15 protein-coding genes are annotated in these 19,602 nt (G+C 73.9%); 5 read left to right on the forward strand and 10 right to left on the reverse strand.

All coding sequences use genetic code 11. The annotated features are described in order from the left end of the window. Nucleotides 1-37 precede the first annotated feature (37 nt). From ACFV6D_RS27780 to ACFV6D_RS27790, 3 genes are all read right to left on the reverse strand, one after another. On the reverse strand, nucleotides 38-1,804 hold the full coding sequence (locus ACFV6D_RS27780; RefSeq protein WP_380337854.1) for a DEAD/DEAH box helicase: 1,767 nt from the start codon (nucleotides 1,802-1,804) through the stop codon (nucleotides 38-40). Nucleotides 1,805-1,961: 157 nt separating this feature from the next. Then, nucleotides 1,962-2,165 (reverse strand): cold-shock protein, encoded by a 204-nt coding sequence (locus tag ACFV6D_RS27785; RefSeq protein ID WP_063347104.1) that lies wholly within the window; start codon nucleotides 2,163-2,165, stop codon nucleotides 1,962-1,964. A gap of 323 nt (nucleotides 2,166-2,488) precedes the next feature. Next, the gene (locus ACFV6D_RS27790; protein ID WP_380561493.1) at nucleotides 2,489-4,699 is read right to left on the reverse strand and encodes an MMPL family transporter; all 2,211 of its coding nucleotides are present in this window, start codon (nucleotides 4,697-4,699) and stop codon (nucleotides 2,489-2,491) included. 403 nt (nucleotides 4,700-5,102) lie between these two features. Here ACFV6D_RS27790 and ACFV6D_RS27795 point away from each other — a divergent pair, with 403 nt between their 5' ends. Next, a complete protein-coding gene (locus ACFV6D_RS27795; protein WP_063347106.1) occupies nucleotides 5,103-5,996 on the forward strand; it encodes a phosphotransferase enzyme family protein in 894 nt (297 codons plus the stop codon). A gap of 251 nt (nucleotides 5,997-6,247) precedes the next feature. Further along, nucleotides 6,248-7,264, forward strand: a complete 1,017-nt coding sequence (locus ACFV6D_RS27800; RefSeq protein ID WP_380561495.1) for a polysaccharide deacetylase family protein — start codon at nucleotides 6,248-6,250, stop codon at nucleotides 7,262-7,264. 27 nt (nucleotides 7,265-7,291) lie between these two features. Here the strand turns inward: ACFV6D_RS27800 and ACFV6D_RS27805 are convergent, their stop codons facing one another. Beyond that, nucleotides 7,292-7,993 (reverse strand): exonuclease domain-containing protein, encoded by a 702-nt coding sequence (locus ACFV6D_RS27805; protein ID WP_063347107.1) that lies wholly within the window; start codon nucleotides 7,991-7,993, stop codon nucleotides 7,292-7,294. Nucleotides 7,994-8,131: 138 nt separating this feature from the next. On the opposite strand from ACFV6D_RS27805, the gene ACFV6D_RS27810 reads away from it, so the two are divergent. Both ACFV6D_RS27810 and ACFV6D_RS27815 read left to right on the forward strand, forming a co-directional pair. Further along, on the forward strand, nucleotides 8,132-8,407 hold the full coding sequence (locus ACFV6D_RS27810) for a hypothetical protein (RefSeq protein ID WP_380337863.1): 276 nt from the start codon (nucleotides 8,132-8,134) through the stop codon (nucleotides 8,405-8,407). Continuing rightward, nucleotides 8,404-8,826 (forward strand): type II toxin-antitoxin system VapC family toxin, encoded by a 423-nt coding sequence (locus ACFV6D_RS27815; RefSeq protein WP_380337866.1) that lies wholly within the window; start codon nucleotides 8,404-8,406, stop codon nucleotides 8,824-8,826. The genes ACFV6D_RS27810 and ACFV6D_RS27815 overlap by 4 nt, the downstream gene beginning before the upstream one ends. Before the next feature lie 57 nt (nucleotides 8,827-8,883). Here ACFV6D_RS27815 and efeB read toward each other — a convergent pair whose 3' ends face one another. From efeB to ACFV6D_RS27845, 6 genes are all read right to left on the reverse strand, one after another. Further along, nucleotides 8,884-10,137: an iron uptake transporter deferrochelatase/peroxidase subunit gene (gene efeB, locus ACFV6D_RS27820; protein WP_380424889.1), complete on the reverse strand. Its 1,254-nt coding sequence runs from the start codon at nucleotides 10,135-10,137 to the stop codon at nucleotides 8,884-8,886. A gap of 173 nt (nucleotides 10,138-10,310) precedes the next feature. Further along, nucleotides 10,311-12,254 (reverse strand): FtsX-like permease family protein, encoded by a 1,944-nt coding sequence (locus ACFV6D_RS27825; protein WP_380561497.1) that lies wholly within the window; start codon nucleotides 12,252-12,254, stop codon nucleotides 10,311-10,313. Between the two features lie 73 nt (nucleotides 12,255-12,327). Beyond that, nucleotides 12,328-13,068, reverse strand: coding sequence for an ABC transporter ATP-binding protein (locus tag ACFV6D_RS27830; protein ID WP_371516515.1), 741 nt, complete (start codon nucleotides 13,066-13,068; stop codon nucleotides 12,328-12,330). Between the two features lie 91 nt (nucleotides 13,069-13,159). Then, a complete protein-coding gene (locus ACFV6D_RS27835) occupies nucleotides 13,160-13,615 on the reverse strand; it encodes a GNAT family N-acetyltransferase (RefSeq protein ID WP_063347110.1) in 456 nt (151 codons plus the stop codon). A 121-nt stretch (nucleotides 13,616-13,736) separates the two neighbouring features. After that, complete coding sequence (locus ACFV6D_RS27840) at nucleotides 13,737-15,296, reverse strand: carboxylesterase/lipase family protein (protein WP_380561499.1); 1,560 nt, start codon at nucleotides 15,294-15,296, stop codon at nucleotides 13,737-13,739. 334 nt (nucleotides 15,297-15,630) lie between these two features. Continuing rightward, nucleotides 15,631-16,905: an SAV2148 family HEPN domain-containing protein gene (locus ACFV6D_RS27845; protein ID WP_380424896.1), complete on the reverse strand. Its 1,275-nt coding sequence runs from the start codon at nucleotides 16,903-16,905 to the stop codon at nucleotides 15,631-15,633. Nucleotides 16,906-17,350: 445 nt separating this feature from the next. Between ACFV6D_RS27845 and glgX the strand changes: the two genes are divergently transcribed. Continuing rightward, nucleotides 17,351-19,588 carry a glycogen debranching protein GlgX gene (glgX, locus tag ACFV6D_RS27850; protein WP_380489586.1) on the forward strand — a complete coding sequence of 746 codons (2,238 nt, stop codon included), beginning with the start codon at nucleotides 17,351-17,353 and terminating at the stop codon, nucleotides 19,586-19,588. Nucleotides 19,589-19,602 lie beyond the last annotated feature (14 nt).

Here is a 19,602-nt window from a genome sequence, read left to right on the forward strand (position 1 = left end):
GTGCGAGGGGGCCGGGCCGTCGGTGGTTCGCCGGGGGTTAGTCGAAGGCGCGGCGCTGGCGGCCGGTGCCGTAGTTGGAGCCGGACTTGGCGCCGCTGCCGGGCTTGGCGCGGCCGGAGGAGCGGCCGATGAAGCCGGCCGCCTGGGGGCGGTCGCCCTGGGCGGCGGCGCCGCCCATGCGCTGCTTGGGGCGGGGGCGGCGCGGGTTGCCGTTCATGTCGACGTCGGCGGGCAGCGCAGAGCGCTTGCCGGGGCGGCGGCGCGGGTTGCCGGACTTGGCGTCGGCCTTGGCGGCGGGGGCCTCGGCGGGCGCGGGGACGGCGACGGCGACCGCGACGCCGCTGGGGGTGCGGGCGCCGGTGATCTTGGCGAGGTCGGCGTCGCCGGGGCGGACCTTGGTGACGGTGGGGCGGATGCCCGCGACCGTCATCAGCCGGTTGACCTCGCGGCGCTGCTCGGGCAGGACGAGGGTGACGACGGTGCCGGACTCGCCGGCCCGGGCGGTGCGGCCGCCGCGGTGCAGGTAGTCCTTGTGGTCGACCGGCGGGTCGACGTTGACGACCAGGTCGAGGCCTTCGATGTGGATGCCGCGGGCGGCGACGTTGGTGGCGATCAGCGCGGTGACGTGGCCGTCGCGGAACTGGTCGAGGACCCGGTTGCGCTGCGGCTGGGACTTGCCGCCGTGCAGGGCCGCGGCCCGGACGCCGGTGGCGAGCAGCTGCTTGGCGAGGCGGTCGGCGCCGTGCTTGGTGTGCACGAACATGATCACGCGCCCGTCGCGGGAGGCGATGTGCGCGGTGGTGGACGCCTTGTCGGCCTGGTCCAGCTGGAGGACGTGATGGTCCATGGTGGTGACCGCGCCGGCCGACGGGTCGACCGAGTGGGTGACCGGGTCGGTGAGGAAGCGCTTGACCAGGCGGTCGACGTTGCGGTCCAGGGTCGCGGAGAACAGCATCCGCTGCCCGCCCTCGGCGACCTGCTCCAGCAGCTTGCTGACCTGCGGGAGGAAGCCCATGTCGGCCATCTGGTCGGCCTCGTCGAGGACGGTGATGGCGACGTCGGACAGGTTGACGTCACCACGGCCGATCAGGTCGTCGAGCCGGCCGGGGGTGGCGACCAGGACCTCGGTGCCACGGCGGACGGCGTTGGCCTGGCGGTTGATCGACATGCCGCCGACGACGGTGGTGATCCGCAGGTTGACGGCGGTCGCGTAGGGGGTGAGCGCGTCGGTGACCTGCTGGGCGAGCTCGCGGGTGGGCACCAGGACGAGCGCCAGCGGGTAGCGGGCGACGGCGCGGCGCCCGGCGGTGCGGGCGAGCAGCGGCAGGCCGAAGGCGAGGGTCTTTCCGGAGCCGGTGCGGCCGCGGCCGAGCACGTCGCGGCCGGCGATCGAGTCGGGCAGGGTGGCGCCCTGGATCGGGAACGGCGCGATGACGCCTTCGCGGGTGAGCGTGCTGAGGATGCCCTTGGGCAGGTCCAGCTCGGCGAAGGTGTCCGCCGGGGGCCGGGCCGGGGTGCCCTCGACGACGGTGAATTCGGCGGCCTCGGGCACGGCGGCGGCGCGGGTGTTCTTGGGGGCGCCGGTGCGGCCGCGCGGCTTGCGAGCGCGCTCGGCGTCGCCGGTGGCGCGCGGGTTCTCGCCGCGGCGGGCGCGGTCGCCGGCGCCGGTGCGGCCGGCGTTCTCGCCACGGCCGGTGTTCTCGGCGCGGCCGGCGCCGGCGCTGCGGCGCGGGTTCTCGCCGCGGCGGGCCTGGTCGGTGGTGCGGGCGGCGCGGTCACGCGGCGGGCGGGCAGGGGTGGTCACGAAGTCTCCATACGTCGGTCGGCAGCCCCGGGTAGGGGCTGGTCGGCCGTCGGTAGGAAATTCGCCGCCCCGGCCGTACGGCGGCATGCGCGGGGGCCCGCACCGTGTGGTACGGGCCCCCGCTTCGCGAGATCGCGAGTCAGCGTGGAGGCTGACGTCAGATGACGCGGATGTTCTCGGCCTGCGGGCCCTTCTGGCCCTGGGTGACGTCGAACTCGACCTGCTGGCCCTCGACGAGCTCACGGAAGCCGTTCGCCACGATGTTCGAGTAGTGGGCGAACACGTCCGGGCCGCCCTCGGCCTGCTCGATGAAGCCGAAGCCCTTTTCGCTGTTGAACCACTTCACGGTGCCGGTAGCCATAACCGTCTCCTCAAAAACTGGGGCATCAGGGATTCACACCGCGTGAACCCCGGAGTAGCCGCGATCCCCATCCGGAGACTGAAACACCGGACAAAACAAATGCGCCTGTTGGTTGGAACCAGCAGGCGCACACATACGTTCATGGGAACCAAAACTGCAACTGGGTCGACTGTAGCACGGCGACACCCCGATTGACCGGGGACTTTTGTGCTCGACAGATCACGTTTGGCGGCCAGGAAAAGGGGGCAAGCGGCGCCCCGCCGAAGCGGGACGCCGCCTGTTTGGCGCGTCGGTCGGGCGTCGCCCGTGTCCGAACGAAGCGATCAGCGCCGTCCGGCCGGCTCCGGCACGCCGTACGCGTCCGCCGCCGGCGCCGGGCCGGCACCGTGGCCCCCGCCGTGGCCATGCTCGGGGTCGGCGCCGTGGCCGGGCCACCAGGCCCGGTTGCCGATCAGCGCGGTGAGCGCCGGGGTGAAGAACATCGCCATCACGAAGGCCGCCAGCACGATGCCGAAGGCCATGGCGAAGCCGAACTCCATCATGAAGGTGTTGCCGGCGAGCATGAACGTCCCGAACGAGGCCGCCAGGATGAAGCCGGCCGCGGCGACGGTCGGGCCTGCGTGGCGCAGCGCCTCGCGGGCCGCCTCGCGCGGGCTGCGGCCCGCGCGGGCCTCCTCGCGCAGACGGGCGATGATCAGGATGTTGTAGTCCGTCCCGATCGCCACCACGAAGAGGTAGATGAGGATCGGCATCATGAACATCAGGCCGGTCTCGTTGCCGATCTTCTGGAAGATCAGCGTGGTGGCGCCCAGCGTGGCGCTGAAGCCGAGGCCGACCGAGGCCATCAGGTACCAGGGGGCGACCACGCTGCGCAGCTGGAGGGCCAGGATGAGCAGGATCAGCAGCCCGGCGATCGGGAAGACCAGCTTGTAGTCGTGGGTCATCGCCAGGTTGATGTCCTTGAACACCGAGGTGAGGCCGCCGACCTTGGCCTCGCTGCCGGCCGGGGCCTGCGCGTGGGCGACGGTGCGCAGCTCGGTCACCGCGTCGATCGCCTCGTTGCTGGCCGGGGCGTCCTTGAGCATGACGGTGAACTGGGCGGTGGCGCCGTCGGCGCTGATGCTCTTGGCGTCGGCGCTCGGCAGGTAGACCTTGGAGACCCCGACGACGCCCTGCAGCTTGTCGGCGTAGGCCGGGAAGGAGGCCGGGTCGAGCTTCTTGCCGTCGGTGCTGCTCAGGTAGACCTGGCTCGGGTCGGCGGCGCCGGCGGAGAAGCCCTTGGCCATCGTGTCCTGGACGACCATCGACTCCTTGTCCTTGGGCATGGAGCTGCCGGCCATGTCGAAGTTGCCGTTGTAGCCGAGCGCGCCCACGGACAGGGCGACCAGTACGCCGCCGGAGGCGACGGCGGCCAGTGCCGGGCGCTTCTGGACGATCCGGCCGAGCGCGGTGAAGCGCGCGGTGCTCGGCTCGTTCGTCCACTTCTTGCCGGGCCAGAAGACGGCGCGGGCGGGGATGACCGCGAGCAGTGCGGGGGCCAGGGTGATCGAGGCCAGGGCGGTGACCACGACCGCGATCGCCAGCGCGGGGCCGAGCGCCTGGAACATGCCGAGGCTGGAGAGGATCAGCGCGGCGAAGGCGATGGTGACGGCGCCGGCGGCGGAGGCGATCGCCTCGCCGACCCGGCCGACCGCGTTGGCCACGGCGGCGTTGCGGTCGTCGCCGGCCCGCAGCCGCTCGCGGTAGCGGAAGGCGAGGAACAGGAAGTAGTCGGTGCCGACGCCGAGCACGACGACGATCAGGATCGCCATCAGGATGGGTGTGCTCTTGAGGTCGAAGATGTCGGTCGCGTAGTTGATCAGGCCGATGGAGGCGGGCAGCGCGATCATCAGCGAGACCAGGACCGGCAGCAGGCCGGCCAGGATGCCGCGGAAGATGATGCCGACGATCACGATGACCAGCAGCACCGTGGCCATGGTGATGATGCCCTCGGCCGAGCCGGAGGCTTCCTTCTGGTCGAGCGCCTGGGCGGCGGGGCCGCCGAGCTGGAACTTCAGGTCGGTGCCGGAGGCCAGCGCCTTGCCGTCGTCACGGATGGCCTTGGCGATGTCCGCGGTCTTGTTCTGGTCCTGCTGCTTCGACTTGTCGACGGCGATCATGGCCATCGCGTACTTGTGGTCCGGGGATATGCCCAGCTGGTCGGACGGCGGGATGATCTTCTCGACGCCGTCGATCTTCTTGGCCGTCAGGTCCTGGACGAGCTTGCCCATCGCGGCCTTGTCCGCGTCGGTGAACGCGGCGCCGTCGTTGCGCTCGAAGAGTGCGAGCGCGCCCGGGGTGAAGGCGGCCGGGAAGGCCCGCTCCTGCACCTGTGCGGCCTGGATGGACTCGTAGTGCTTGGGGAGGAACGCGGCTTCGTCGGTCTGCGAGCTGACCTTCGGCGCGGTCATGATGACGGCGATCATTCCGATCACCCACGCGATGATCACCCACCACGCGCGGCGTACGACGAATTGTCCTAGTCGGTGGAACATGCTCGATGCCTCCTGGGCATGGTTCACCGCAGCCCTTGGGGGACGGGACGCCGGGCGACGGCTGGACCGGTGGGAGACGCGCGGCGGCGCTCCCTAGCCGGTCGGCAGGTAAGTAGGTCTGGGCGTCATCCTACGAGCACTTGCTTGCCGACCGGCAAGGAGCCCCCGTGGTCCAACCCCCGTCGGGGCCGCCGCTCAGCGGCCCCGACCCAGTTTCCCCCGGGCGCACCACCCTTGACCTCGTGCTCCGGGTGGAGACAGCTCCCCCTCAGGGTGGATCTCTCCCCCTACCCCCTAGGAGGAGATGTCAGGGTAGGAAGGTAGGGAAAACCCCACCCCGGTCCGTCATGATGATCACCGTCCGGAGGCCTCCGGATGAACGCCGCCCCAACGGAGCACCGCCATGATCCCCTTCGACGAAGGCCGCGCCCGGCTGCTGCTCGCCCACGCCTGCGAGTCCGCCGGACTGCCCGGCCCCGGCGACGCCCGGCTGCTCGCACTCGGCGAGAACGCCGTCTTCGACCTCGGCGACCCTGCCGTCGTCGCCAAGGTCGGCCGCGGCCCCGAACTGTACGAACGGGCGCGGCACGAACTCGCCGTCGCCCACTGGCTCGCCGCCCAGGACGTCCCGGTGGTCCGCCCGTACGACGCGGTGGAAGCCGAGCCCCAGCTCGCCCACGGGCACCCCGTCACCTTCTGGCACCGGCTCGCCCCCGCCGTCCGCCCCGCCCGCCCCGCCGACCTCGCCCCGCTGCTGCGCACCCTGCACCGGCTGCCGCTGCCGCCCTTCCCGCTCGCCCACCGCGACCTGCTGGCCCCCGTCGAACGCTGGCTGGCCTCCGCCGAGGGCCACGTCGACCCGGCCGACGTCGCCTTCCTGCGCCACCGCCGCGACGGCTTCGCCGCCGCCCTGCCCGACCTCGCCCCGCACCTGCACCCCGGCGTGATCCACGGCGACGCGCTGCCCCGCAACGTCCACGTCGGCCCGGACGGGCCCGTCCTGCTCGACCTGGAGAACGTCTCGCACGACCTGCGCGAACACGACCTGGTGGTCCTCGCGCTCAGCCACGACCGGTACGGCGTACCCGGCGAGGAGTACCGGGCCTTCGTCGAGGCGTACGGCTGGGACGTGCGCGCCTGGCCCGGCTTCGCGGTGCTGCGCGGGGCCCGGGAGACCGCCAGTGCCTCCTGGGTCGCCCAGCAGGTACCCGGCAACCCGGCCGCGCTGGCGGAGTTCCGGCGCCGGGTCGCCTCGCTGCGGGAGGGCGCCACCGAGGTGCGCTGGTACCCGTTCTGAGGCGTCGGGCTCCTGGGGCGTCGAGCTTCCGAAGTGACGGCTCCTGAAATACCGGGCCGCCCCCGGCACGGCCCCCGGGATACCCGGCGGGCCGCGGGGGCGCCAACCGGGCGCGTGTGAGAAGACTCCTACGGCGCTGCGGTCCGCTCCGCAACCGGGGCACGTACGCTCGGCGTCCTATCGGACAGTCATCCTGACCGAGGGATCGGCGCCCGTCCTCTGCACCCCTCTGCACCACAGGAGCCGCCGCCATGCCCCACTCCGCCACCCGCCGGCCCTCCCCCCCGACCCGTACCGCGCTCACGGCCCGCCGCCGGCTGGTCGCAGGCTGCGTCGTGGCGGCCGCCGCCCTGGGACTGGCCGCGTGCGGCACCGCCAGCGGAGCCCTCCAGCCGACGGCCGGCGTCAGCACCCAGCCCCCGATCACCCTCGCACCGACCGACGGCCGGCCGACCGACGGGCCCGTCGCCACCGTCGCGCCCACCCCCGACTCCGACGGCGCACCCGCCTCCGCCGCCCCGCCGGCCGTCCCGAAGCCGCACACGCCCCAGGCGCCGGCCGGGACGAGCGCCGCGCCCCACGGCGGCACGCCGAGCACCCCGGTCACCACCACGGCCGTCGCGACCACGCCCTCGACCACGCCCGCGCCGCCGCCCGCGCCGGTCAAGCCGGGCACCGTCATCGGCTCCACCGCCTCCGGCGGCCGCACCGTGGCGCTCACCTTCGACGACGGCCCCGGCCCCGCCACCGGCCAGATCCTCGACCTGCTCGCCCAGTACCACGCCAAGGCCACGTTCTGCGAGATCGGCCAGAACGCCGCCGCCAACCCGGCCCTGGTCAAGCGCGTCCTCGCGGCCGGCCACCGGCTCTGCGACCACAGCGTCCACCACCCGCAGCCGTTCGCGAAGCTCCCCCACGACAAGGCCGTCTACGAGATCTCCGCCGCCAGGGACATGATCGTCAAGGCCGGCGGCCCCGGCACCCGGGTCGACTGGTTCCGCGCCCCCGGCGGCGGCTTCAACGCCGACAACGAGCAGATCACCGCGAGCCTCGGCATGTCCTCGCTCGGCTGGTCCGTCGACCCGCGCGACTGGTCCCGCCCGGGCGTGCCCGCCATCGTCTCCACCGTGCAGAAGCAGCTCAAGCCCGGCGGCGTGATCCTGATGCACGACGGCGGCGGCGACCGCACCCAGACCGTGGCCGCGCTCAAGCAGCTGCTGCCCTGGCTGGTCGCCCAGGGCTACACCTTCGACTGGCCCGCCGAATAGCCGACTCACCGGCCACCCCGGGGGCGGCTACCTCATCGGCCACCGCGGGTCGACCACGGCCTGCGGGTCCTTGCCGCGGCGCAGCCACGCCTGCAAGCCCTCCGCCCACTCCCGGTACCAGCCGATCTGGCGCCCGTGCAGCTCGGCCGGCGCGACGTCGCCGACCTCGGCCCGGTAGCGCTCGGCGAGCGCGACGGCGACCCGGACGGCCGCCAGCGCGTCGCTGCCCGCCTCGTGCGCGTCCGTCAGCTCGACGCCGTACACCTCGCAGACCCGCTGCAGGGTGCGCGAGCCCTTGCGGTACTTGTCCACCGCCCGGTCGACGACCAGCGCGTCCAGCACCGGCCCGACCGGGGCGCCGAGGCGCTCGGCGAGCGGCACCAGCCCGTACCGGCGCAGCTCGGCGTCGAGCAGCGACAGGTCGAACGGCGCGTTGAACGCGACCACCGGGCGCCCTGCGGCGAGCCGCTCGCAGAGCGCGCCGGCTATCTCCTCCACCGCCTCCTTGGCCGGCCGGCCCTTGCCGCGGGCCAGGTCGTCGCCGATGCCGTGGATCGCCTCCGCCTCGGCCGGGATCGGGACCCCGGGGTCGAGCAGCCAGTGCACGGCCCCCACCCGGCGGGCCCCGACGGTGTCCACGAGCGCGGCCGTGACGATGCGGTCCACGGCCGGGTCGGTGCCCGTGGTCTCCAGGTCGAAGCCGACCAGTGGCTGCTGCCACCAGCTCATAAGGGGGTGTCCTTCCGTCCTGCCTCTCGAAACAGCCCCCATCATCACCCGCCCCACCGACAACCCGGCCGCTGGGGGAGCTGATCCCGCTGCTCGGCGCCCTAGTCTGGTCCTCGGACCTGAGCGAAGGAGCCGACCATGAGTACCTCCCCGGATCTGCCCGTGCCCCCTCACCGGCCCGACGAGCCCCACCCGTTGCGGACGATCAGAGAGATCCGCGGGTCCCTCCCCGAGGAGCAGGTCAAGCACTTCGACGCCGAGCTCGCCGACACCGACATCGACGCGCTGCCGGCGATACTGCACCGCTGGGCGACGCTGGGGAACGACGGTTTCCTCGACCAACTCCTGTCGACGCCCTTCGAAGGGCTGGAGTTCGGGTCCCGCTCCTACGACGACGCGGCGGGCACCGAGTGATCTATCTGCTGGACACCAACGTGGTCGCCGAGCTCACCACGCGGCCGAAGCCGGCCCCCGCCGTCGTCGAATGGGCCCGCTCCGTCCCTGCGACGGCGCTCTGCCTCAGCGTCATCACCGTCGCGGAAGTCGAGGCTGGGGTCGCGGCCACGTCCGATCCGCTACGCCGAGCCGTGTTCGAGCATGTCCTGGAGGGCATGCGGGTGGAGTACCGGGGCCGGATCGCGGCCATCGGTGAACGGGAGGCCGCCGCGTACCTCGCTGTCCACCGCCGGCTCAAGAGCGCCGGGACGAACATCGATCCGCCCGACGCGCTGATCGCGGCCACTGCCATCGCGAACGGTTGGACGCTGGCCAGCCGGAACGTCAAGCATCTCGCCCGGACCGGTGCGATCGTGCTGAACCCGTGGGAGTACTGAGGGTGCGTCACGTGTTCGCCCCGGTCCGCTCGGGCGGACCGGGGCGAACACGGGCGTTCAGGTGGTGGTGAGGAGGGTGCGGCCGAGCCAGTCGGTGGTGTCGTGGGCGCCGGGGAGGACGTAGAAGTAGCCGCCGCCGGTGGGGCGGAGGTGGCGGGCGAGGGGTTCGGCGTTGAGGCGGGTCTGGACGGCTTCGAACTGGCGGGCCACGTCCTGCTGGTAGCAGCAGAAGGCGAGGCCGAGGTCGGGTTCGCCGTCGGGGTCGAGGCCGCGGTCGTAGTTGAAGGCGCGGCGCAGGATGCGGCTGTCGCGGGTGCCGTCGGTGCGGGGGTTGGCGAGGCGGATGTGGGAGTCGAGGGGGATGACGGCGCCGTCGGGGTCGTTGCGGTAGTCGGGGGTGTCGGTCTCGCCGGCGGCGCCGAGCGGGGCGCCGTCGTTCTTGCGCCGGCCGATCAGGCGTTCCTGCTGCTGGAGCGGCACCTCGTCCCAGCCGGCGACGAGGGTGCGGATGGCGCGGATGACCTGGTAGCTGCCGCCGGCGGCCCAGCGTGGTTCGTCGCCGCCCTCGCCGACCCAGACGAGGGCGTCCAGTTCGCGGGCGTTCGCGGTGTCGGGGTTCTCGATGCCGTCCTTGAAGCCGAGCAGGTTGCGGGCGGCGCCGGTGGGGCGGGAGCGGTTCTGGAAGCCGTCGAGCTGCCAGCGCGGGCGGATCAGGCCGTGGGTGCTGCGCAGCAGGTCGCGGATGGTGTGCTGGACGGTGTCGCGGTTCTCGGCGCAGATCTGGAGCGAGAGGTCGCCGTGGCATTCGGCGGGGCGCAGCGCGTCGACGGGGAAGGGGCGCATGGCGGTGAGCCGGCGGGGGCGGTGGCGGGTGAGGCCGTAGCGGGTGTCGAAGAGGGAGGCGCCGACGGCGACGGTGACGGTGAGGTCGTCGGTGGGCAGGTCGGGGCCGAGGGTGCCGCTGTCGGAGGGGGCGGTGGCGGGGCCGAGGTCGGGCGGGGTGCCGCCGGTGGTGAGGAAGCGGATGCGGTCGGTGAGGGTGCGCAGGAGGGTTTCGAGGGCCTTACGGTCGCGGGCCTTGACGTCGAGGGCGAGGAAGGTGCCGTAGCCGGGGGGCGGGTTGGTGATGCCGGCCTGGTGGCGGCCGTGGAAGTCGATGCGCCGGGTGGCGGGGCGGGGCTCGGCCTGGGCTGGGTGGGCGCCGGTGAGGGTGAGGGCTCCGGCGGTGGTGGCGCCGAGGGCGGTGCGCAGGAGGCCGCGGCGGGTGGCGCGGGGGTGTTCGGAGCCGGTGGAGTGCGGGCTGTCGATCATGGACGGGACGCTAACAAGCGGTCGGGCCCGGTGCTCGGGTGAGCGCCGCGCCCGACCGCCGGTCACCATCCGTCCGGCCTACTCCCCTCACCCGGGCGAGGGTCACCCGGGTGAGGGCCGCTGAGCGAACGTCACCAGGAGACCGCCACCGGGCGAAGGTCACCGGGCGAACGTCACCGGGCGCGGGCGAGGGCGATCCGGCTGGGCAGCACGCTGGCGGCGACGGCCAGGGCGAGGCAGACGGCCGCGGCGGCGCCGAGCGGGAGCCAGGGCAGCTGCGGGTCGATGGCGGCCTGGCCGGCCAGGATGCGGTGGTTGAGCAGGGCGGTGGTGCCGTACTGGGTGAGGGCGGTGACGGCGAGGGCCAGGACGGCGGCGGTGGCGACGACCAGGACGGCTTCCAGGGCGACCATGTGCAGCACCTGGCGGCGCAGGGTGCCGGCCAGCCGCAGGACGGTGAAGTCGCGTCGGCGGTCGGCGGCGGACATCACCATGGTGTTGGCGATCGCGATGAGCGCGTACAGCAGGGCGGGGCCGAGGATGGTCGTGGTGGCGATCCACGCGTAGTGGGCGCCGGGGTCGGGGCCGGGGGCGCGGGCGTCGGTGAGTTCGCCGCCGAGCCGGTCGGCGGCCGGGGGTTCGGCGGAGAGGTGGACGGCGCCGGGGTGGGCGCCGGCCAGGTGGGCGGTGGTGGCGTCGCCGCTGAGCAGGATCTCGTCGAGGCCCAGCTGGGTGCGGTAGACGAGGGCGAGGCGCAGGGTGGTGACGGTGCCGTCGGCGAGGCGCAGGTGGACCTGGTCGCCGAGGGTCCAGCCGTGGCCGCGGGCCTGGTCGGTGGAGGCGGCGAGGGTGGCGCCGTGCAGGTCGGCGGCGGCGCCCTGGACGACGGGCAGGGTCCAGGCGGTGGCGAGGTCGCCGTCGACGACGGTGGCGGCGGAGGGGGCGGAGGCGGGTGAGTCCTCGCCGGGGTCGGCGAAGTCGGCGGGGGCGGCGCCGAGGCCGGTGACCACGGTGGGGGTGGTGGCGGTGGCGCGCAGGCCGGGCCGGTCGGCGGTGAGCCGGTGTGCGGCGTCGTCGGGCAGCGGGGTGGCGCCGGGGCGCAGCACGTACCGGGCGGCGGTGGTGGCCCGGTTCTGGGCGGTCATGGCGTCGGCGAAGGCGGCGGTGGAGCCGATGACGGTGCCGGTGAGGGCGATGGTGAGGAAGGCGGGGGTGGCGGTGGAGACGGTGCGGCGGACGGCGGTGAGCGCGTTCTGCCGGGCGAGCAGGGGTGCGGCGCCGACGGCGCGGGCCAGTGGCGCGCTGAGCGCCCGGACCAGGGGCGGGACGATCAGCGGGGCGAACAGGGCGAGGGCGGTGATCGTCAGCAGGTCGGCGCCGAGGACCCACTGGGAGGCGAGCTGCGGGTCGGCCGGCTGGTCGCCGGGGGCGGCGGGCATGGTCGGGGCGGCCAGGTAGTAGCCGACGGTGCCGGCCAGGGCGAGCAGTCCGGCGAGGGCGCAGGCCCAGCGCACGGGCGTCATGACCGTGCGGTCGACGGCGGCGTCGCCGAGTGCCTCGACGGCCCGGACGCGGCCGGCGCGCAGGGCGGCGGTGACGGCGCCGAGCAGGGCGACGAGCAGGCCGACGGCGGCGGCGGTGAGCAGCGGGGCGGGGGCCGGGTGCGCCGCGAAGCCGTCCGGGGCGGCGCCGCGGGCGACCAGCCAGGCGGCGAGGGCGGGCGCGCCGGGCAGGGCGAGCAGGCAGCCGGTGACGGCGGCGGCGAGGGCGACGACGGCGGCCTCGCCGGTGATCAGCCCGACGACCTGGCGGGGGGTGGCGCCGACGGCGCGCAGCATCGCGATCTCCTGGCGGCGCTGGGCGACGGCGAAGGCGAAGGTGCCGGCGACGACGAAGACGGCGACGAAGGCGGCCATCGCGGCGCTGAACAGGAGCACCTTGTGGAGGGAGGGCGCGCCGAGCGGGGAGTCGTCGCCGGCGGTGTTGTCGAGCAGGGTGCCGGTGGTGGCGACCAGGGTGACGCCGAGGGTCAGGGCGAGGTAGGAGCCGGCGAAGGCGGCCTTGCGGCGGCGCAGTGCGGCGGCGGCTACGGGCAGCAAAGTAACGAGGGAACTCATGCGCCCACCTCGCTGCGCTCGGCGGGGGCGTTCGCCCACGCGCACCTCTCGATGATGAACTCGCTCCGCTCGTTCATGCCGCCGTCTCCAGGGCGGTCATCCGCTCGGCGATCTGCGGGGCGGTGGGGTGGTCGAGGTCGGCGACGAGGCGGCCGTCGGCGAGGAAGAGCACGCGGTCGGCGTAGGAGGCGGCGACCGGGTCGTGGGTGACCATGACGGTGCTCTGGCCGTCGCGGTCGACGAGTTCGCGCAGCAGGGCGAGGACGTCGCGGCTGCTGGCGCTGTCGAGGGCGCCGGTGGGCTCGTCGGCGAAGAGCACCTGCGGGCGGGTGATCAGGGCGCGGGCGATGGCGACGCGCTGCTGCTGGCCGCCGGAGAGCTGGGAGGGCAGGTGTCCGGTGCGTTCGCCGAGGCCGACCTGGGCGAGGGCGCGGTGGACGTCGGCGCGGTCGGGGCGGCGCCCGGCCAGGCGCAGCGGCAGGCCGACGTTCTGTTCGGCGGTCAGCGAGCCGACCAGGTTGAAGGCCTGGAAGACGAAGCCGAGCTTCTCGCGCCGCAGGACGGTCAGCCGGTTCTCGGTGAGTGCGGCGAGGTCGGCCCCGTCGAGGACGACCCGGCCGCCGTCGGGCCGGTCGAGCCCGGCGGCGCACTGGAGCAGGGTGCTCTTGCCGGAGCCGGAGGGGCCCATGACGGCGGTGAAGGTGCCGCGGGCGAAGTCGACGTCCACTCCCCTGAGCGCGTGGACGGCCTCCGGCCCGGTCCCGTAGGTGCGGTGCAGTTGTTCGAGGCGCAGTACGGCCCCGTCATCCCCCATGATCATCACGGGGGCTATGACTACCACGGCCGCCCCTGCTCCGACCAGCCCTGACCGCCGGGGCGGCCCCGGTTCGGGCGGCGGGCCCGGTTCAGGCGGCGGGCTCGCGGACCAGGTAGACGTCGATCGGGTCCTCGTGGTCGAGGACGAAGCCGTGGCGTTCGTAGAGGCGGCGGGCGGGGCTGCCCTGGAGGACGTCGAGGCGCACGGGCTCGCCGGCGGCGTCGGCCTGGGCGAGGAGGTGGCGCAGGACGGCGCTGCCGAGGCCGCGGCCCTGGTGGGCGGGGGCGAGGTAGAAGTGCTCGATCCAGCGGCCGCCCTGCTCGGCGGGGCGGACGGTGACGGAGCCGGCGAAGGCGCCGTCGACGAGGATGACGGAGCTGTGGCGGCTGGAGAAGCCCGCCCGCAGGCGCCGGCGGACCCGGTCGTCGTCGTAGCGGCCGAGGCGTTCGAGGTCGGCGCGCAGCACGACGGCCTTGAGTTCGGCGACGGGTTCGACGTCAGCGGCGGTGGCGGGGCGCAGGGTCCAGGCGGCGAGGCTGTTCACGGCCCGCAGTGTGGCAGCGGCCGCACCGGCCTGGCCAGCGGGTTTCGGGGGCCGGACGCCGGGGCGGGGCGCGCCGAGGGGCCGGGCGGTGGCCCGGCCCCCTCTTCCGACGGCGGTTCGGCTAGCGGGTGCCGAGGTCCAGGGCGGGGAAGGAGTAGTCGTCCCAGAGGGCGCGTTCGTCGTCGTGCGGGGCGTACTGGACGCCGGGGTTCAGGTCCCAGATCCGGGTGGCCCGCGCGTCGGCGGTGTAGGACGGCCAGCCCGGGTCGCCCTGGCGGGCGAAGGAGGCCCAGGCGTCGGCCATCCGCGCGGACAGCCGGGTGAGTTCGGGCCGCTGGGCGGCGACGGTCTGCGCGCCGCGCGGGATCGCGCCGAGGTCCAGGCCGCCGAAGACGAAGGGCAGTTCCAGGGTGTGCATGGCGCCCAGGTTCTGGGCGGCGGGCAGGCCGGGGACGTAGGGCACGTGCCAGTCGAACTGGTAGACGTAGGTGGGCCGCCAGCGGGACTGGGCCTCGGCCAGGCGCAGGGTGGGGATCCGCTCGGTCTGGTCGGTGAGCATCGCGTTCACCACCCGGCCCTCGGTGGCCCCGGGGCGGTCGGCGGCGTACCGGTCGTACAGCTGCTGTTTGCGGTCGGCGAGCACCGGGGGCAGGTTGCGGTAGGCGCTCAGCGGGAGGTCCGGCAGCGTGGGGTCGAACAGCGCCCAGTAGTCGGTCTCGTTTTCGGTGGTGCCGGTCATCACGTCGACGTCGCGGGCGCTGCCGGCGGCGATCCGTTCGACGACCGGGCCAGGCACCAGCGCCCCGTCGATGGAGGGGCCGAAGAAGACCGCGGAGGACAGCCCGGAGAGCCCGTGCTGGACCTGTTCCTGGAGTTCGAGGACCTGTGGGGTGCTCAGCCGGTCGAGGTCCGCGACGGTGTGGATGCCGCCGGTGGCGAAGACCTTTGCGGCGGTGGCCTGCGCGGCGGCCGCGGTGTGCACCAGGTAGCCGGGCCCGCTCTCGACGATGGCGCGCTGGAAGAGCTGCTCGGGGTGGTCGCCGGCCAGCAGGGCGCTGATCGAGATCGCGCCGGCCGACTGGCCGAAGACGGTGACGTTGCCCGGGTCGCCGCCGAAGGCGCCGATGTGCCGGCGCACCCAGGCCAGCGCGGCGCTCTCGTCGCGCAGCCCGTTGTTGCCCGAGCCGGCGTAGGACGGGTCGAGCCCGCCGAGTTCCGTCCAGCCCAGGATGCCGAGCCGGTAGTCCAGGTTCACCACGACGGCGTCGCCGCGTTCGGCCAGCAGGCCGCCGTCGAAGACGGGCTGGCCGGCGGCGCCGAGTTCGTCCGCGCCGCCGTGCAGGAAGACCATGACGGGTTTGCGGGCGCCGCCGCCGTGCGCCGACCACACGTTGAGGTACAGGCAGTCCTCGGTGCCGCCGCCGCCCGCGCTCAGGTCCTGCGGGCAGCCGGGGCGGGCCCGGGTGGCGCGCAGCGTTGCGGGCCAGGGCGCGGCCGGCTGCGGCGGGCGGAACCGGCGCTCGCCGGTGGGCGGCGCCGCGTACGGGACGCCCAGGTAGGCGCACCGGCCGTCCTGGGACACCCCCTGGAGGCGGCCGACGGAGGTCGCCGTACGGCAGCCGCCCGTCTCCCGGGCCTCGGCGGGGACGGCCGGCAGCAGGCCCAGCAGGGCCGCCGCCACACCGGCCAGTGCGAGCGGCCAGCGCGGGGGGACGGTTCGGCGGGCCTTCCCCGGCCGCCTTGCGCGCAACCCCGCCCCGGGCCCTTCGCGCAGCCTTCCGCGCGCGGCCCCCCATGCTGTTCCGCGCACTGTCCCGCGCTTTGTCCCGCGCTTCGTCCCGTACACCACGGCGCACTCCCCTCGGCATCGTCGCGCCGCTCGTGCGGCCGCGACCCCGCCTCCAGCTTGCGCGGCCCGGCCCGGGGGTGTCGCCGCCGCACGGATGGATTTCCGGGCCTCCACCCGGGGGTGGAGAAGGGAAATTGACGGTCCATCAGGAACGGGGGGTGCGGGTTCAGGACACCGGCCGGGAGTCGCCCCAGGCGCCCTCGAACTCCTCGCGGTAGACCTCCAGCAAGCCCTGCTCGCTGCCGCCGGGCTGCTGGCCGGCGCCGCCGCGCAGCACCAGGGCCGGGGACTCCATGCCCCGGGCGCGGCGCAGGTAGGGCTGGATGACGCCGAGGTCGCGGCTCTGGCGGCGGCCGCCGACCTGGCCGGTCGGGCGGGGGCCCTCGACGAGGTAGGCGGTGAAGCGCGGGGTCTCGTCGAAGACCCGGATCTCGAAGCCGCCCTGGTCGCGCAGCCGGGCCCGCACCCGGCGCACGTGCATGATGTTCATCTCGATGGAGCGCGACAACTCGCCGCGCCCGAGGCCGAGTTCGCGTTCGCGGCGGCGGACGGCGCTGCTCGCCGGGTTGAGGAAGAGCAGGCGGACCCGGCAGCCGTCGCCGGCCAGGCGCACCAGCCGCTTGCCGGTGTAGTTCTGGCAGAGCATGCCGAGGCCGATGCCGAGCGCGTCCAGGCGCCGGGCGCCGTCCAGCAGGTCCTCGACGGGCAGGTCGCGCTGGAGGCGGACGCGGTCGGCGTGCACGGCGACGACGTCCGCGTACCGGCCGGCCACCAGCGACTCGACGACGTCGGCGGGCACGCCGCCGGCGCCGCCGTCCAGGACGGCGAGCAGGCGGGCGGCGGCGCGTTCGGTCTGGGCGAGGACGGTCTGGGTGAGCACCCGGTTGCGGGAGACCACGTGCCGGGCCACCTCCAGTTCGTCCAGGGCGAGTTCGATCTCGCGCCGGTCGGACAGGTAGGGCTCGAAGCAGGGCCAGTGCTGGACCATCAGCTCGCGCAGCTGGGGCAGGGTGAGGAAGACCAGCGGGTCGTCGTCGGCCGGGTCGAGCAGGTAGCCCTTGCGGCGGCTGACCTCGCGGACGGCTCCGGCCCGGTGCGCCCACTCCTCGCCGGCGGGGCCGGCGGCGGCGGTGACCCAGTCCTCGCCGTGGGCGGGGGCGTAGATGGGGTGCAGCACCTCGTCGACGAGGGAGCGCAGCCGCTGCTCGACGAGGTTGAGCCAGACGTAGGCGCGGCCGGACATGCGGACCCGCTGGTAGGCGTCCTCCCATTCGGCGGCGGACCAGGCGAGGGCGGGGATCTCGACCGGGCCGCCCTGGGCGGGCACCAGGGGGCGGCCGGACAGGGTGGGGCGCATGACGACCGTGGGCGCCTCGCTGCGGGCGCCGCCCCGGTCGGGGCCGTCGGGCCCCGGGCCGCGGCCGCCGGCGGGGAACACCATGCGCCACCTCACCTGGTCTGCTGTTCTACGCTCCGCCCCTGCGCGGCTGATGGAGCGCCACCGGCCCGGGGGCGGCCGGACGATCAAGGGTACTGCCCGCCGCGAGCGGTGCGCAGCCGGATGGCCCCCGGGGCCCGGCACCACCACCAGGCCCACCCTTCACAGACCCGCGCCCATCGCAAGCCCCGCCCATCGCCGGCCCCGCCCGCCGCGAGCCCGGCCCCGCTTATCACAGGAATCCCGGCTGGACACCCGTTCGGGCGAACCGGCCGCACATGTCCCAGCCGCCGGGGGAAGGCTCGGGGAGTATGCGCACTGTGCCGTGCGTCACGGCGCGCGAGCGCCGCACATGCCCGGCCGCCCGGCCGGGAAGAGAGCGTCCGGGTCTGGGCACGTTATCGGACTACACGTCAGTTTCCGTTGAGTGCAAGGAAGTTGAGGACTCATGCAGGTCTGGCCCGGTAAGCCCTACCCCCTCGGCGCCACCTACGACGGGGCCGGCACCAACTTCGCGGTGTTCTCCGAGAGTGCCGACCGGATCGAGCTGTGCCTGATCGACGAGGACGGCTCGGAGACGGCCGTCGAACTGCGCGAGACGGACGCCTTCGTCCGGCACGCCTACCTCCCCGGCGTCCAGCCCGGCCAGCGCTACGGCTTCCGCGTCCACGGCCCGTACAACCCCGGCCTCGGCCAGCGCCACAACAGCGCCAAACTGCTGCTGGACCCGTACGCCAAGGCGATGAGCGGGCACATCGACTGGGACGAGGCCGTCTACGGCTACCACTTCGGCGCGCCCGAGCGCCGCAACGACCTCGACTCCGCCCCGCACACCATGCACTCGGTCGTGATCAACCCGTACTTCGACTGGGGCACCGACCACCCGCCGCGCACCGACTACCACCGCACCGTCATCTACGAGGCGCACGTCAAGGGCCTCACCCGGCTGCACCCGGGCATCCCCGAGGAGATCCGCGGCACCTACGCGGGCCTGGCCCACCCGGCGGTGATCGAGCACCTGGCCAAGCTCGGCGTCACCGCGATCGAGCTGATGCCGGTGCACCAGTTCGTCCGCGACCACCGGCTGCGCGACCTGGGCCTGTCCAACTACTGGGGCTACAACACCATCGGCTTCTTCGCCCCGCACTCCTCCTACGCCTCCAGCGGCGACCGGGGCCAGCAGGTGCAGGAGTTCAAGTCGATGGTCAAGGCGCTGCACGCGGCCGGGATCGAGGTGATCCTGGACGTCGTCTACAACCACACCGCCGAGGGCAACCACCTCGGGCCGACGCTGTCCCTGCGCGGGCTGGACAACGTCTCCTACTACCGCCTCGCCCGGGACCAGCGCTTCTACGAGGACACCACCGGCACCGGCAACAGCCTGCTGATGCGCAGCCCGCACGTGCTCCAGCTGATCATGGACTCGCTGCGCTACTGGGTCACCGAGATGCACGTCGACGGCTTCCGCTTCGACCTCGCCGCCACCCTGGCCCGGCAGTTCCACGAGGTCGACCGGCTCTCCTCCTTCTTCGACCTCGTCCAGCAGGACCCGGTGGTCTCCCAGGCCAAGCTGATCGCCGAACCCTGGGACCTCGGCGAGGGCGGCTACCAGGTCGGCAACTTCCCGCCGCTGTGGACCGAGTGGAACGGCATGTACCGGGACACCGTGCGCGACCTGTGGCGCGGCGAGACCGCCGCCCTCGCCGAGTTCGGCTCCCGGCTCACCGGCTCCTCCGACCTCTACCAGGACGACGGCCGCCGCCCCATCGCCTCCATCAACTTCGTGACCTGCCACGACGGTTTCACCCTGCGCGACCTCGTCTCCTACAACGACAAGCACAACGAGGCCAACGGCGAGGACAACCGCGACGGCGAGTCCTTCAACCGCTCCTGGAACTGCGGCGTCGAGGGCCCTTGCACCGACCCGGCCGTCGAGGAGCTCAGAGCCCGCCAGCAGCGCAACCTCATCGCCACCCTGATGCTCTCCCAGGGCGTGCCGATGCTCTCCCACGGCGACGAACTCGGCCGCACCCAGCAGGGCAACAACAACGCCTACTGCCAGGACAACGAACTCACCTGGGTGCACTGGCCGGACGGCGACGGGCCCGAGGCGCGGCTGCTGGAGTTCACCCAGGGGATGATCTGGCTGCGCCGCGACCACCCGGTGTTCCGGCGGCGGCGCTTCTTCCACGGGCGGCCGGTCCCCGGGCGCCCCGGGCCGGGGACGCTCGCCGCCGGCGGCCGCCCCTCCGGCGGTCACGCCTCCGGCCGTCACCCCTCGGGCGGTCACCCCTCAAACAACCATCCCTCGGGCGGCTACGACTCCGGCGGCTACGACGACCTCACCGACATCGCCTGGTTCACCCCCGGCGGGGAGGAGATGACCAAGCGCAACTGGGGCGCCAGCTACGCCAAGTCGCTGACCGTCTTCCTCAACGGCTACGCCATCTCCGAGCCGGACCGGCGCGGCGGGCGGATCGTCGACGACTCCTTCCTGCTGATGTTCAACGCGCACTTCGAGCCGCTGGAGTTCACCCTGCCCGCCGACCACGGGCAGGAATGGCAGGTCGTGGTCGACACCGCACAGGCCCGGCTGCCCGCCCCGGGCGCGGGCGCGCGGGTCAAGGCCGGGGACGCGCTGTGGCTCACCGACCGCTCGCTGATGGTGCTCCAGCGGCCGGCCTGACACCCCGCGCTCAC

This window comes from Kitasatospora sp. NPDC059812 (assembly GCF_042732075.1).
Taxonomy (GTDB): Bacteria; Actinomycetota; Actinomycetes; order Streptomycetales; family Streptomycetaceae; genus Kitasatospora.

Excerpts from the sequence above, each read along its gene's own strand:
- ACFV6D_RS27785 (WP_063347104.1), bottom strand. The coding sequence starts at position 2,165 with ATGGCTACCGGCACCGTGAAGTGGTTCAACAGCGAAAAGGGCTTCGGC.
- ACFV6D_RS27790 (WP_380561493.1), bottom strand. The coding sequence starts at position 4,699 with ATGTTCCACCGACTAGGACAATTCGTCGTACGCCGCGCGTGGTGGGTG.
- ACFV6D_RS27795 (WP_063347106.1), top strand. The coding sequence starts at position 5,103 with ATGATCCCCTTCGACGAAGGCCGCGCCCGGCTGCTGCTCGCCCACGCC.
- ACFV6D_RS27800 (WP_380561495.1), top strand. The coding sequence starts at position 6,248 with ATGCCCCACTCCGCCACCCGCCGGCCCTCCCCCCCGACCCGTACCGCG.
- ACFV6D_RS27805 (WP_063347107.1), bottom strand. The coding sequence starts at position 7,993 with ATGAGCTGGTGGCAGCAGCCACTGGTCGGCTTCGACCTGGAGACCACG.
- ACFV6D_RS27810 (WP_380337863.1), top strand. The coding sequence starts at position 8,132 with ATGAGTACCTCCCCGGATCTGCCCGTGCCCCCTCACCGGCCCGACGAG.
- efeB (WP_380424889.1), bottom strand. The coding sequence starts at position 10,137 with ATGATCGACAGCCCGCACTCCACCGGCTCCGAACACCCCCGCGCCACC.
- ACFV6D_RS27825 (WP_380561497.1), bottom strand. The coding sequence starts at position 12,254 with ATGAGTTCCCTCGTTACTTTGCTGCCCGTAGCCGCCGCCGCACTGCGC.
- ACFV6D_RS27830 (WP_371516515.1), bottom strand. The coding sequence starts at position 13,068 with ATGGGGGATGACGGGGCCGTACTGCGCCTCGAACAACTGCACCGCACC.
- ACFV6D_RS27845 (WP_380424896.1), bottom strand. The coding sequence starts at position 16,905 with ATGGTGTTCCCCGCCGGCGGCCGCGGCCCGGGGCCCGACGGCCCCGAC.
- glgX (WP_380489586.1), top strand. The coding sequence starts at position 17,351 with ATGCAGGTCTGGCCCGGTAAGCCCTACCCCCTCGGCGCCACCTACGAC.